The sequence below is a fragment of the Leptolyngbya iicbica LK genome, assembly GCF_004212215.1.
Classification (GTDB): domain Bacteria; phylum Cyanobacteriota; class Cyanobacteriia; order Phormidesmidales; family Phormidesmidaceae; genus Halomicronema; species Halomicronema iicbica.
In genome coordinates this window covers 178,508-192,640 of the sequence record NZ_QVFV01000001.1, presented here as the reverse complement: position 1 = coordinate 192,640, position 14,133 = coordinate 178,508, and the positions used below count along the sequence as shown (strand labels likewise).

At 53.0% G+C, this 14,133-nt stretch carries 11 protein-coding genes and 2 tRNA genes; 7 read left to right on the top strand and 6 right to left on the bottom strand.

Translation table 11 applies throughout. The annotated features are described in order from the left end of the window. Positions 1 to 29 precede the first annotated feature (29 nt). The 4 genes from DYY88_RS00785 to DYY88_RS00770 all read right to left on the bottom strand — a co-directional run bounded on the left by DYY88_RS00785 (position 30) and on the right by DYY88_RS00770 (position 2,681). Complete coding sequence (locus DYY88_RS00785) at positions 30 to 785, bottom strand: PAP/fibrillin family protein (RefSeq protein ID WP_039724992.1); 756 nt, start codon at positions 783 to 785, stop codon at positions 30 to 32. Between the two features lie 12 nt (positions 786 to 797). Continuing rightward, positions 798 to 869: transfer RNA gene (locus tag DYY88_RS00780), tRNA-Gln, on the bottom strand. 105 nt (positions 870 to 974) lie between these two features. Further along, the gene (locus DYY88_RS00775; RefSeq protein WP_044150264.1) at positions 975 to 1,898 is read right to left on the bottom strand and encodes an alpha/beta fold hydrolase; all 924 of its coding nucleotides are present in this window, start codon (positions 1,896 to 1,898) and stop codon (positions 975 to 977) included. Between the two features lie 57 nt (positions 1,899 to 1,955). Beyond that, positions 1,956 to 2,681 (bottom strand): hypothetical protein, encoded by a 726-nt coding sequence (locus tag DYY88_RS00770; protein WP_039724732.1) that lies wholly within the window; start codon positions 2,679 to 2,681, stop codon positions 1,956 to 1,958. Between the two features lie 275 nt (positions 2,682 to 2,956). On the opposite strand from DYY88_RS00770, the gene DYY88_RS00765 reads away from it, so the two are divergent. After that, positions 2,957 to 3,481 carry a GNAT family N-acetyltransferase gene (locus DYY88_RS00765; RefSeq protein WP_039724734.1) on the top strand — a complete coding sequence of 175 codons (525 nt, stop codon included), beginning with the start codon at positions 2,957 to 2,959 and terminating at the stop codon, positions 3,479 to 3,481. Positions 3,482 to 3,640: 159 nt separating this feature from the next. Next, complete coding sequence (locus tag DYY88_RS00760; RefSeq protein WP_242517557.1) at positions 3,641 to 6,349, top strand: DEAD/DEAH box helicase; 2,709 nt, start codon at positions 3,641 to 3,643, stop codon at positions 6,347 to 6,349. Positions 6,350 to 6,560: 211 nt separating this feature from the next. On the opposite strand, the gene acsF is transcribed toward DYY88_RS00760, so the two are convergent. Beyond that, positions 6,561 to 7,619: a magnesium-protoporphyrin IX monomethyl ester (oxidative) cyclase gene (gene acsF, locus DYY88_RS00755; protein WP_039724737.1), complete on the bottom strand. Its 1,059-nt coding sequence runs from the start codon at positions 7,617 to 7,619 to the stop codon at positions 6,561 to 6,563. Positions 7,620 to 8,319: 700 nt separating this feature from the next. On the opposite strand from acsF, the gene gshA reads away from it, so the two are divergent. The 5 genes from gshA to DYY88_RS00730 all read left to right on the top strand — a co-directional run bounded on the left by gshA (position 8,320) and on the right by DYY88_RS00730 (position 13,340). Next, the gene (gene gshA / locus DYY88_RS00750) at positions 8,320 to 9,471 is read left to right on the top strand and encodes a glutamate--cysteine ligase (RefSeq protein WP_039724738.1); all 1,152 of its coding nucleotides are present in this window, start codon (positions 8,320 to 8,322) and stop codon (positions 9,469 to 9,471) included. Positions 9,472 to 9,608: 137 nt separating this feature from the next. Further along, complete coding sequence (locus DYY88_RS00745; RefSeq protein ID WP_039724739.1) at positions 9,609 to 10,064, top strand: tRNA (cytidine(34)-2'-O)-methyltransferase; 456 nt, start codon at positions 9,609 to 9,611, stop codon at positions 10,062 to 10,064. Between the two features lie 920 nt (positions 10,065 to 10,984). Then, on the top strand, positions 10,985 to 12,754 hold the full coding sequence (locus tag DYY88_RS00740) for a peptidoglycan DD-metalloendopeptidase family protein (protein WP_207223280.1): 1,770 nt from the start codon (positions 10,985 to 10,987) through the stop codon (positions 12,752 to 12,754). A 196-nt stretch (positions 12,755 to 12,950) separates the two neighbouring features. Then, positions 12,951 to 13,022, top strand: a tRNA-Met gene (locus DYY88_RS00735). A gap of 129 nt (positions 13,023 to 13,151) precedes the next feature. Continuing rightward, positions 13,152 to 13,340 (top strand): CPXCG motif-containing cysteine-rich protein, encoded by a 189-nt coding sequence (locus tag DYY88_RS00730; protein ID WP_039724995.1) that lies wholly within the window; start codon positions 13,152 to 13,154, stop codon positions 13,338 to 13,340. A 1-nt stretch (position 13,341) separates the two neighbouring features. Here the strand turns inward: DYY88_RS00730 and DYY88_RS00725 are convergent, their stop codons facing one another. Further along, positions 13,342 to 14,088, bottom strand: a complete 747-nt coding sequence (locus DYY88_RS00725; protein ID WP_039724740.1) for a pirin family protein — start codon at positions 14,086 to 14,088, stop codon at positions 13,342 to 13,344. Positions 14,089 to 14,133: the final 45 nt, after the last annotated feature.

Genomic DNA, 14,133 nt, shown 5'->3' with positions numbered 1-14,133 from the left:
AAAGTGGCGCGTTTGCACCAGGCCAGGATTTATTGATCGGTGGCAACCCGTTCGCAAACCATCCAGGTTTGTTCCTTTTGACTCTGCATGATGCGCAACGTGTCATCGAGATAGAGAATGTTGAGCCGTCCTTTGGGCGATCGCGGCATCGGAAATTCGGCTCGCCCCGTTTGGGGATCAATTGCTTGAGGTGCGCCCAAACCAAAAATGAGCTTGAGGACCAGTCTTTGCAGGCGATCACGCCAACTAATTGAGGCAGGGACCACTGACTGAAAGACTTGTTGCCAGGCGGACATATCGGTCTCTGGCGCAGGTTCCAAAACGCCCCCAGTAAACTGGACTTGCAGGGCCGTGTCGTCAGCGGGCTGGCACACCCCCAAATTGCGCACAATGCCATGAACGGTGGGCAACCCTGGTCGCACCGTCTGAAAATGCACCACGATGTTGTGTGTGTAGTGATGCTCCGCCGCTAGGGGCTGAATGTCTTGCCAGACCTGGGTTAGCTGCACCGACAAGGTTTGGGGTTGAAACATGTTAAATGCCAGTCGCCCCAAGGTATATTGCCAAGCTCCAGCGGCGGTTTGCTGGCCATCGGGAAAGTTAGGCGCACTCACGAGTTGCCAGCACCCCGGCAACTCGGGCGCATAGGCTGGTGCTGAGCTGTCACTAAGCTCAACCAGTCGAGCGATCGCTTGCTGCACTGGCGCTGCCTTAGCATCACCATGATGTTCAGCCAATACAGTCAGCAGGGCTTGCTTGGCTTCAGATTGCTGTGGACAAGACATATTCAAACAAAACTGGGGTGCTAGGATTCGAACCTAGGAATGGCGGGACCAAAACCCGCTGCCTTACCACTTGGCGACACCCCATTGAGTAGGCTTAAATAATCTAGCAGTTTTTAACCCATCTCTGTCAAGCAATTTTCGCGATCGCGCCAATTTTTTTGTGAAACCGAGGCGATATCAGTGGATCGCCTATTTCAGCGCAGAGTCGCGTACTGGCGAAGAAACTGGCGCGATCGTAACTAACTTTTGAATGGTCTCGGTCAGGGCCTCGGGTTGTTCAACCATCGCCATATGGCCACAATCCGGCAAAATTTTGACGTTGCCCTCAACGCTTTCAAACAGGGGATGAAAGCTGGCCAAATGATTGACGTATTTGACTTCCATCACGGTGTCGTCAGCCCCCGCAATAAAGTAGGCAGGCTGTTGCAGGTTCGCAACGACTTGCGGCAACCGATGCACTTCAGCCTCGGTCGTCGATTCCAGCAGCACGCCCGTAGCGGCTGTGGCCTGCGCCGCGAGCAAATCAGCCACTCGCTGCTGCCCCCAGTTCAGCATGAGCGGTTGCTGCACCATCATGCGAGTAAACGCCCAATTGATCAGGGGCAAATGTCGCAACCAAGCGGGGCGCCACCGGACAATTTGTTTGCCCGCTTGACGAAATTGTGCAAACTCATCGGGCAAATACACGCCGCCGCCCGCATTGACACAAATCACGCCCTGAATTTGCTGAGGAAATAACTTGGCCGCCCATAAGGCAATGCTGCCGCCCAAAGAGTGCCCGACCAACCAAACTGGAGACGTCAGCTCTAATTGGTTGAGTAACTCGCCTAAGTCTTCGGCATAGGCTTCGAGGCTGTAGGGATGAGGTGATGACGAGTGGCGAGAAGGCAGCGTCGGGTGCGATCGCTCGTCCACGGCCTGGTTCGATGCCCCAAAGCCTCTAAGGTCGTAACTTAAACATTGAAAGTCTGCCGCCAGTTGCTCAATGACCGGTTGCCAATAGCATTGACTCAAGAGCCAGCCATGAATAAATACCAGCGTCGCGGATGGCGGATTTGCCGGTGCCGTCAGGCGATAAGCGTGGGGGACACCAAAGACATTCGCATAAGTCATAAATCCATCATATCCTGACGGCGAAACCAGTGGTGGCGCGATCGCGATCGGCCAGAATCACTTGGTACCCGTCAAGAGGCGATATCGCATCCCTTCGGCAATCTTATGCCCCAGATACTCAGGAATCAGACTCTCATTCGGCCCCAGTAAGTACAAAATCAACCGGGTCCGCCCCCGCCACACTAACAAGTTGGCATTCACCACCAGCAAATCTTCCTGCCAGATGGCGTACATCACTTTGTAAAACAGCCCCGGCTGGTTGTCGGCCTCAATCAAGATCGCGGGTAAATGAAAGACCGGATCTACATAAAATTCCGTTTCGACTTGCTCCAACCCTTGATCCAGGTTGAACTCGACCGTTAGCATTTCTTCCACTTCAAAATGCCCGGCTAATGCCTCTCGCACAGCTCGACACACGTTATCTGCCGTCTTGGTCGGTAAGGCTTTGCCCCCTCGCGATACCACCAGCTTGATAAACACCAGCATGGGCGGATAGATCTGCCCGTAAAGGCTGAGGTTGTGGATGGTTAAGCCGTAGGCCGCCAGGACCCCAAAAATATCGCTGAGCAAAAACGATTGATTGCGGTAAGCGAAATGCAGGGCGCTCCGGTTGCCTTCGGGCTTGAGTTCGATCACTGCTTTGCGCGTTTTGTAGAGCTGATACGCTAAGCGTAAATTCTGAAGCTGAATTTCGCTGCTGACAAACTGTTCATAGAACTGCGGAAAAGCGCGATTAAATCGCTTCAGCAACTCTACTGTGGATGGTTTTAAACCAGCAGCCATAACCGGGGAACACTCAATTACCTTGGGTCAAGTCAAACTTTCGAGCCAAACCCTGATCGCCCAATCACACAGGCGTGTCCATATCTTATCCCTGCACCTAGGGTTCAGTTTGCCGTTCTGTCCGAACTATTTTCAAGGTTCCCGTGTCAGCAGGAGCAACCGGCAGACTGGATTGGGCAACTTTGTTGTTTCGTGACCAGTGAGAGACAAGGTTAAGCAGATATATTAGTCTAGTAGACTGTCACTGTCTCTTATTATTTATTGTCCAAACCTGTATGGGTTTCTGGAAAAGTTTATTCACTGGTGCTGAGACCGATACGCCCCCCCGGGACAAGGATTTATCAGCGAAAACTCTGACCGAGGTCTCCAGTCAAGATCGCGGTGCACAAATTGTTTTTAGTACGGAACGCGACATTGACCTCTATGAGCTAGAGGAACTGTGCGATGCCGTGGGGTGGGCCAGACGGCCGATTCGGAAGGTCCGGAAAGCGATCGAGCACAGCTTTCTGGTCGTCACTATGTGGGAAGTGCAGGGCAATCGCCGCCGCTTAATCGGCTTTTCGCGGGCGACTTCTGACCATGCCTTCAATGCGACGATCTGGGATGTGGTGGTGCACCCTGACTATCAAGGCAAGGGATTGGGCAAAACGTTGATGAAGCAGCTCATCAAAAAACTCCGCAGCGAAGACATTAGCAATGTCACGCTGTTTGCTGACCCGCATGTGGTGGACTTTTATCGAAATTTGGGCTTTATGCCTGATCCCGAGGGCATCAAAGGCATGTTCTGGTATCCCGATTAAGCCCAATCCTGATGATGACAGGGGGCGCGATCGCCAGCGACCAAGGGGAAGGTTCCTTCGGCTGATGTCCCCCGATATCGATAAAACCGACCGGAATCGTCCCCTGATCGGCGTTATTCCGAAGACACACTAGAATAGAACCCAGTAATTTCGTCATGTGTGCCTAGTCCAGTGCTTAATCTGGCAACGCTGTTCCCGTTTCAACTTGATTCCTTTCAAAAAGACGCTATTCGCGCGCTGGATGAAGGCCAATCCGTCGTGGTGTGTGCCCCCACCGGCTCCGGTAAAACCTTGGTGGGCGAATATGCCATTCATCGCGCCCTCGATCGCGGCAAACGAGTCTTTTACACCACGCCCCTCAAAGCGCTTTCCAATCAAAAACTGCGGGACTTTCGCGAACAGTTTGGCGTTGACAATGTCGGCTTGCTCACGGGGGATATTGCTATCAACCGCGATGCGGCGATCGTGGTGATGACGACGGAAGTATTTCGCAACATGCTTTACGGCACCCGCATTGGCGAGGTGGGCACCTCGTTGGTGGATGTGGAAGCCGTCGTGCTGGACGAATGTCACTACATGAACGATCGCCAGCGGGGCACCGTTTGGGAAGAGTCGATCATTTACTGTCCGCCTGAGCTGCAAATCGTGGCGCTGTCGGCCACGGTCGAAAATGGCGGTCAACTGACGGACTGGCTGAGTCAGGTGCATGGCCCGACCCAGCTAATCTATTCGGATTTTCGGCCCGTGCCGCTGCACTTTCACTATTGCCATAGCAAGGGCTTATTTCCCCTTCTCAATGCTCAACAGTCGGGCCTTAATCCCCGGTTAAAGCAGCGCCGCAAAAACCCTAAACAGCGCAGCAAGAAAGATGCGCTGGCGATTCCCTATGTGGTCGGGCAACTGCATCAGCGGGAGATGTTACCGGCGATTTACTTCATCTTTAGTCGGCGGGGGTGCGATCGCGCCGTCACGGCCATGGGCAACGTCTCGTTAGTCAACGACGCCGAAGCCGCCCAACTCAAGCTCAAGATTGACGAATTTATGGCGTGGAATCCCGATGCGGGCCGCGCTGGACAAGTAGAGCCCCTGTATCGGGGCATCGCCGCCCACCACGCCGGGATTTTGCCCGCTTGGAAAGGGCTGGTAGAAGAACTCTTTCAAGCTGGATTGATCAAGGTCGTCTTTGCCACTGAGACGCTGGCGGCGGGGATCAACATGCCCGCCCGCACCACGGTGGTTTCCAGTTTGTCCAAGCGGACGGACAGTGGTCATCGCTTGCTGATGGCGTCGGAGTTTTTGCAAATGTCCGGGCGGGCTGGCCGTCGGGGCATGGACGAACTGGGCCACGTCGTCACGGTGGAAACGCCGTTTGAGGGCGCTCGCGAGGCGGCATATTTAGCCACGGTTGGCCCTGATCCCCTGGTGAGTCAATTCACCCCCAGCTATGGCATGGTGCTCAATCTGCTGCAGCGCCACACGTTAGAAGAAGCCCGGACCCTGGTCGAGCGCAGCTTTGGGCAGTATTTGGCGAATGTGCAGCTCGCGCCCCAGCAGCAAGCGATCGCCGACCTCAAGGACGAAATCGAGCATGTGCGCGCCCAGGTCGAAGCCTTTGATGAAGAAGTGTTTGCCGACTTTGAAAATCTGCGGGAACGCCTGCGGGAAGAAAAGCGCCTGCTGAAAATTTTGCAGCAACAGGCCGCCGAAGTTTTAAAGGGTGACATGGGGCCAGCGCTGGCCTTTGCCGTCGCGGGAACGACGATTTCGTTGAAGGGCAAGCACGTCCCGGTATCGGCTCCGCTGCCCGCCGTGATTGTGACCAAAGTGCCGGGCTCCGGTCAGTTTCCCTATTTGATTTGCCTGAGCCAAGACAACCAGTGGTTTGTGGTCACTACGGGCGATGTCGTCGGCCTCCATGCGGAATATACCCGCGTCGCAGCGGTCGATGATTTGGAACCGCCCGCCGGGTTGCCCCACAAACCCGGCGCTCACTATCCCGGCGATGCCCATACCGCCACGATCGCCTGTCAGGTGCCCCAACCCCCGCCGTTGGAAGAAATTGCCCCCGAGGTGAAAGAGCAGTTGGCCCGCACCCACGAGGTGGAAGAGCGCATGGCCACCCATCCCGCTCGCGAGTATGGCAATCCCAAAAAGACGCTCAAGCAATATCGCCGCATCCAGCGCTTAGAGTCGGATCTGCGAGATCGCCAGCAGGCCCTGGCCCGGTCGAGCGATCGCTATTGGCAAGAATTTGTCAGCATCATGGCCGTGCTAGAAGAGTTCGGGTGTTTAGCCGATAACCAACCCACCCCCCTGGGAGAAACCGCCGCCGCCATTCGGGGCGACAATGAGTTATGGCTAGGATTGGCCCTCGCTTCCGGCGAATTTGACGCCCTGACTCCGGCTCAACTCGCGTCGGCTTGCGCGGCTCTGGTCACCGAAAGTGCTCGCCCCGATACATGGGTCGACTACGATCATTCCACCCCGGTGGATAACGCCCTCGGCGGCTTACGCCAGCTCCGTCGCGAAATCTTTCAGCAGCAGCGCCGCCACGATGTCATGTTTCCCATCTGGTTGGAATATGACCTGATTGGCCTGGTGGAACGGTGGGTGGAGTTTGGCGAAAAGGCTAACCTGGCTGCTCCTGAAGGCTTTGAGGAAAAACGCGAAGCGGGCAGCGATCGCAGCGACTGGACAGAACTCTGTGATCACACCAGTTTGGACGAAGGGGACATTGTGCGCGTGTTGCGCCGCACCCTCGACTTCCTCTCCCAAATTCCCCACGTGCCGCACATTACTGACGCGCTGCGCACCAACGCCCGCCAAGCCTGCGAATGGATGAACCGCTTCCCCGTCAACGAAAATTAGCCTTGTCCGGCTATGGCGACACGCAAAAAGAGCCCTGAACGCTAATGTCCCGGGGCTTTTGAGTCGATGGGGAAACCGTTGAGAGCATTCCCAAGGCAAAGGCGCTCAGGAAGTTACTTGAAAATAAAAAATGTCCCCGCTTGCAGGGGCTGGGCATTGCCAAACCCCTGCAGAAATCTTGCTCCGGGCACGTTACTTGGAGGCGGTTCTCTTAACAAACTTGGCCGCGCAGGGATTCCGTATCAATCGGTTTCATCATAAATAGGCATAATAGGTCGCCCGCCGTCCCAGCAATGTGGGGTAACTTGCGAAGGAACTTGAGGGGCTGAGGCTGGTGACTTTCCGCGATCGCCTTCAGCTTTACATTGCGCTCCACACAGCGATCCAGCCGCTTAAAGAAGTCCGGATGATCGACATTCAGCATCACCGGAAAGGCCCGTGCTGCCGTCAAATTAGTCTGTCGCACGACTTCCTCATCAAAGGCCGTGGCGTCCAGCCCGAGCATTTCGTAAAATTTGCTGCGCTCATGCACCGTTAGCGAGTGTGTGGCAAAGACCGACAGCAGGAAAAAGCGGCTCCAAAACCGAGCTTTCCAGCCTTGCCACATGTGGGGTTGCGATCGCAGCAGTGCCTTAAAAATATCGCCGTGGCGGTTTTCGTCCTGACACCAGCTCTCAAAGTAGTTGAAGAGGGGGTAGAACTTGTTTTCGGGCTGCTGCTCTAAGTGATGGAAGATGAGGATGTAGCGCCAATAGCCGATTTTTTCTGACAGGTAGACCGCATAGATGACCCACTCTACGGGGAAGAACGTGTAAGTGCGATTCTTCGTGAGCTTCGCCAGATCGAGGGAAATATTGAAATCAGCCATCGCCTTGTTGATAAAGCCCGCGTGCCGCGCCTCGTCCCGCGCCATCAGGTGAAAGATTTCTGCCAACAGGGGATTCCGACCTTTCAGCTTGCGCGACAGTTCTTTGAACAGCAAAAAGCCCGAAAATTCCGATACGCAAGAGCGCTCTAAATAATCGATAAAGGCCTGGCGCTCTTCTCCTTGAATGTGATCCCACGCCTGGTCAAAGGCTTCATTACGCACAAAGTGATAGCGGTTATAGTCCGCGCGCATTTCTGCCACCATGGCTTGCAAGTCGGCCTCGCCAGCTGACAAATCCATTTGGGCTGCTTTGTCAAAATCAGTGGTGTAAAACCGGGGGGTGAGTAGATTTTCTTCGACCGCAGTTTTAACGCTGGGGGATGGAGAAACGGTACTGACCATAGTTATTTCGATAAACCGTGGAAAAGGATAAAATCTATTCAATCAATAGACTGCACTCACGGTATCAGGAAGTGATAGAGCGATCGCGGCCCCGCTTCGCAGCTGTTACAAACCGTCAAACATTGCGACAGCAGTTACTTCAGCGTTTCTAAGTAACGCGCAGTAAAAAAATGGTGATAGAGACTTTTTCGCTCATCCTGTCGTAAAGACTGAACTTTACGAACTGCAAACTGCAACACCCCAATCTCAGGCCCATGGCAAAGCGACGATCCAGTATCGGCAAAAATAGCCGGACTGGACTGCTGATATGGACGAGTGATGACTCAGGAAAATCGCATCGATTAATTTTGACTGCATATATATAGATGTGTAATGGCTGTTATCCCGAACTGATATCAGCAGCAGGGCTGTCCGGCGAGGCCGCTGCCTCAGGAATCAGGATTGCTCGCGAACTCAAGTTTTGTTGGTCAAGCATCTTGCTGGCTCTGAAACAGCCGGGACGGCTGTTCACACTCAATTAAATTCCCACAAATTCCCATCTAAGTGGGTTGGCGACATGCGGTTCTAGGAGTGCACCAGTCGGATCTGAGGTCCGCCCCTTTCGCAATGAGCTTACTCCGTGCCGTAATCGGCCACCTCCTTAGAGACAACTCAGGTTTGCCCGGTACTATTGAATAGACTGTCGCAGCGAGAAATAGCCGTGTCGCTATCTAAAGGGTTTGAAGTCGAAATTTATACGGGAACGCCAGCCGGAGAGATCATTGGCTTCTCGGATCGCATCGTGGCCAATCTCAATGGGTTTGTCCGCGAGCCTGACTCCCGCAATGTGGAATACACGACGGCTCCGCTGAGCCGCTACGAGCAACTGTTATGTGAGCTTGTGCGCCCCCGACAAACGTTGCGCACCTATTTGCAAACCCTCGGCGACTATACCCTCGTGCCGGGCAGTACCCTATCGTCGGGCGACACCCGACGGTTTTATCGCTCTGACCCCCAAAACCCCTATCACGCCTACATTGAGCAGACTTATCATACCGATGTCGTCACCGCGAGCATTCATATTAATATCGGCATTCCTGATACTGAGTTGTTGATGCAAGCGTGCCGCTTGATTCGGCTAGAAGCGCCGCTTTACCTGGCGTTAACTGCCTCATCACCGTTTTTAGACAATCGGGCCACCGGCTATCACTCAACCCGCTGGCACTTATTTCCCCAAACGCCAGCCCATGTCCCCCTATTTGCCAGCCATCAGCACCATATTGATTGGATGGAAGCCCAACTGGCTGCCGGGACGATGCAGAATGTGCGTCACCTATGGAATTCGGTGCGTCCCAATGGCGATCGCCGTCCCTACTGCTTGAATCGGCTGGAACTCCGCATTTGCGATTTAGTGATCAATCCGTTGCATTTGCTCGCAGTGACCGCATTGCTTGAGGCGCGTCTGTTACAGATGATGGCCGACCCCTCTTTAGACCCGTTGCAAATTAGTCAACTACCCGCCGCCACCCGTGCCGATGATTTAGTCAAACTGGCCATGGCAAATGAAGCCGCAGTTGCTAAAGCCAGCCTAGATGCCACTGTGCATCACTGGGTCGATGGTCGGGCCATCACTGCTCACCGCTGGATTCAGGATTTGTATGAAACGCTGTGGCCGATCGCCCATCAGCACGGGTTCAGTTGTTTTCTCACCCCGATTCGCACGATTTTGGCGGAGGGAAATGAGGCCCAACGCTGGCTCGCCCTCCATGAGCAGGGCCAGACCGTACCCGAGATTTTAGCGATCGCCATTCGGGCCGCTGCCGAGCAAGACCAGCAACTCGCCGAAGAACTGTGCCTACCCTGCATGGCTTAGGCAAGGTTTTCGGGATCGTGTCAACCGTGATCAAGCCCTAAAAACCAGTGCATCGGTCGATTCATTAAAAAAATGTATCGTTAATGCGACTGGCCCTTTACAATCCGCTCCAACTCTGCTGAGTAATTGAGACAGCTATGCCCCGGGTCGTCCTCGTTCATCCTGAAATTCCGCCCAATACTGGCAACATTGCTCGCACCTGCGCCGCCACCCGCACTCCACTTCATTTGGTTGAGCCGTTGGGCTTTGAGTTGAGCGATCGCTATCTCAAACGAGCCGGGCTAGATTACTGGCCATATGTTGATCTGCATCTACATCCGTCTTGGACTGCGTTTGTCGCTGCCGCTCGCGAACAACCGGGACGTCTCATTGGGTTTAGTAAGTCTGGGGTTGAATGCTACACCGATATTGAGTACGCGCCCGATGACTGGCTGCTCTTTGGCAAAGAAACCGCTGGGTTATCAACGGATATTCTGGCTGCCTGCGACACTACTGCTCGGATTCCCATGGCTGAACCGGGGGTGCGCAGCCTAAATTTATCGGCCAGTGCCGCCATTGGTCTATTTGAAGCCCTTCGTCAGATGCAGGTTTAACCTGGCAGGTCTCATCCAAAGTTAGCTCCGAGCGTTCGTTTCGGTGGTTTCCCAGCGGTTATCATCGCTGCTGGGTGATATTTAATTTCCGCATCAGCCTGGTAATTACTAATAATCAAAAGCAGACGACTTCGCTAAAAAAAAATGAATCTAGTCAGTGCTTTTGTTGTCCCAGCTACAAAAACAAAATTAGGAAATAAGAATTTTCTATCACTAAAACAGATGCGTAGACCGAATTAGCGGCGCTCTCTGCCAGCTGGCTGGCTAACTTGGAGGAACGCCAATTTGCTCATGTCAGCCTGAACCTCAAATCTCCCTTGAGGCAAGGGTTTCAGGATTTCCCCTGACAGCGGTTGGCATTGGTCAAGCGCCCTATATTTGCGACATTTCGGTCTTCTTTGCGACGCGACTGTTTACTGACTGGCCAGTCTTGAAACACCGTCATGGCAAGATTTATCCGCGATCGCCATAGCCTATTTGGAGCCCTTTCGATGTGGAAATTGAAAAATCTTGATCTCCGGGAAAAATTATGTAAACTTGCTTAAATCTGATAGGCAGTGTATTGTTAGCTCTCGAAGCTAAATTGCTTAACCACGAGGATAGTGGGAATGCCTTAGTTTCTGGGTCTTTGAACCTCAGATGATTCAAGTTAGAGTCGCCTTCGGGATGACCTTTGAAACTGTCGAGCTCTGGTTATGAGGAGGATTATTCCTTTGAGTCCCGTTTTTTCTCAGGAATTTGCGCCTGACACGCAGAGTCAAGCAAGTGCCCTGTTGCCCTTACAAGGCGAACTAGGAGTCTTTGGAGCTAGTAAGAGAGTGCGTACATCCTTTACGGCTCTTAGCCTCGCATTATCACTAGGTGCAGTTGGCTCGTTAGTCTCCAGTGCCGAAGCTGCTGATTCGATGCAGCTGGCAGCTTTGCCTTCTGTTGCTGGTGGCTCCAATACGTTGCCATCCTTTGGCTCTGCCCGCCCCGAAGCTGCCCCCGCCATTTTTCACACGGTTACCGACGGTGAAACTATTTGGGGGATTGCTGAGCAGCATGGCCTAACCGTCGAAGCCATTCGCGCCGCCAACGGCATGGCTGAGGATCAGGTAATCCAGGTGGGTCAGGTACTGAAAGTCCCAACTGTTGATGAAACTGATACTCAAGAATTACCAGCCTACTCGGTTTCGTCGCTCAATCTCTCCGTCACGCCAGCGCAGTCGCCAGCCACTCCAGACTTGACTGTGGCAGCGCTGCCAGAAGCATCGATGCCGGGGATGATGCAGGCCACTATCGTTGATGAGCTGCCTGAGGCCACTTCGGCAGAAAGTTCATTAGACGCAGCTGCTGAGCTGGGAGTAAGCGAAGCATCAGGCCTGGATGAGGCTTCTATCAATGCAGAGCCCCTGGGTCAAAATAGCGGCTTGTCAAAGACAGATTTGCTGAGAAGTAGTAAGCCCCTTGCTTCACTCCCGACAGCGCAACCTCAGGTTGAGTCGGTACAAGAATTTGCCGACCAGTTAGGAGTTCCTGCTGAGCAACCGGAAGGTTCCCAGAAGGCTACGGTTAGCCCGAGAACCGAGATATTCCGCGATCGCGGTAATGAGTTTACTCATCGGGTCGGTTCTGGAGAAACTATCTGGTCGATTGCTCGCAGTTACGGACTTGATCCTGATGATTTGCAAGCCCTGAACCAAGTTGCTGATTCCCGGCGTTTGATGCCAGGGGATGAGCTTGTAATTCCGGCTACTGAGGCAACACTTGCTAGCGTTGCGGATGTTGACGGGCTGCGTCCTCATCAAGCAGATTCTTCTGAGCAGATAGTGGCTGCTTTGCCTGATGTTGCCGTTGTGCCGACCAGTGCTGCTGCTGTTGACTTGACGAAGGTTGAACTTGGTCGTAACTCGGCTGCCAGCAGTTCTCCGACAGTCGAAGCTGAAGCCGATCCGTTTGTGGCTACTTTGTTGTCTCAGGCGACAGCTTCCACAGAGTTACGCTCTGATCAGGCTGAGGCATTAAAGCAGTCATCTGACCTCTCGGCGGCGAGCGATGCTCGTGATGTAGAGAGGCTGGCTGCTGCACCTGAGGTTGCCCGGGGAGCCAACGAAGTTGCCCTGAATCCTCAGTTTGTCAACAACTCCGAGCCAGAAGCTTTAGATGTTGAGGCGGAGCTTGAGGCTGATAATCTGCTAGCGGCAGCGCCGTTGGGCTCTGAAGTGTATTCTCCCATTGTGGAGAATGCGACTGGTCGCGTTGTCACCCCCGAGATGCCGATGTTGCCCGGGCAAGATGCTTACTTGCCTGAGGCTCCTAACCGGTTTGATGGTTACATGTGGCCAGCTCAGGGCGTTCTGACGTCTGGCTATGGCTGGCGCTGGGGGCGTATGCATCGTGGTGTCGATATTGCTGGTCCTGTGGGGACGCCAATTTATGCGGCAGCTCCTGGCGTTGTTGTGAGTTCCGGCTGGAATTCGGGTGGTTATGGCAATCTTGTGGACATTCGCCATGCTGATGGGAGTATGACTCGCTATGCTCACAACAGTCGCCTGATTGTTCGGGCTGGCCAGCAAGTTCGTCAAGGTCAACAAATTGCTGAGATGGGTAGCACTGGATTTAGTACTGGTCCTCATTTGCACTTTGAGATTCATATTCCCAACCAGGGAACGGTGAATCCCATTGCGATGTTGCCTCGTAGCCGATAAATGGTTTCGTTGAATTAAAGGGGGTAGCGTAAGCTGCCCCCTTTTTTCTTTGGGCTCATGCTGTGGATTGATGACGCGGCTGGCTAACATCACCTGCGTCGCGGATAGATGTTTTCAGGACAGCAGATCAAATCTAATTTCTGTTCGGCAGGGAAACCGCTTTGTGTTAAATTAAAAAAGTTGCAAAAAGCACTCTGGCTCAGTAGCTCAGTGGTAGAGCAGGGGACTCATAAGCCCTTGGTCGCGTGTTCAAATCACGCCTGAGCCATTTAGTAAATTAGTTCGTGAATACTTCTTAGTCACTAAGTCTAATGAATTAGTGTTCAACTATTTAATTTGTCTCTTTTGGGGGAGACAGGCTAATCGATTGCAAATAGGGTGTGGCGAACAGATTGAAATGCAGAACACTAGCGAATATCGTTGCGCTTTTTGCGGTGAACTGAATACAACCTTTATCGACATATCAGCGGGTCTGCAACAGAGTTATGTGGAAGATTGTCAAATCTGCTGTCGCCCTAATCAGCTATACATTGCCATTGACGACCATACTTTAGAGGTTGATATTGTGGCTGACTATGTTGAGTGAATTACCAAATACGCGGTGCATTCATCTTTAAATCAAATAGCAAAATTTCGCTAAGGTCAGTGAAATTTGCTTCAATGTGAGCGGTGTCGACAATGCCGATACCATCTCCTGCTAATAATTCATGCCCTGCCACCTGTAAGGCACCCTTTACAACTTGGAGCCATACGCCCCGATCTGGTTTTAAGGCATAGTTAATGCGATCGCTCGCCTCAAATCGCCCATTGTAGATTAAGGCATCCGTATTGATTGGCATCGACCCATCGCGGCCATCTGGCGAAACATAAAGCTTTAGGCATCCCTGTCGCTCGTGCTCGGCAAATCGAAGCTGATGGTAGCCAAAACGAGTCGGGGCCCGATCAGGAATCAGCCACATTTGGTAGTTGTGTTCAACCTGTTCGTGGTGGTTGTACTCAGAATGGATCATTCCCTGACTACCCGCACTGATGAGTTGCATTTCGCCAGCATGAATTTCGGCTTGGTGCCCAAAGCTATCTTGGTGGGTCAATGTGCCGTCAACCACATACGTCAACACTTCAACATCGCGATGAGAATGCGGTGCAAAGCCTGAATGGGGTTGAATATGGTTCTCCACCATGACCCTTAACGGACCGAAATTCATCCAGTCAGGATTGTGATAACCACCGAATGAAAATGTCATCCAGTTATCGGTCCAGCCAAAATCTTCAAACCCGCGATCGCAACTTCGGCGCAGTCTGACCGTTGCTCCTGAGGAAAAACTAGCTACCATACCTGTTACCGAAAATGAGGACTCTCAATGTAGCAATATGTGCAA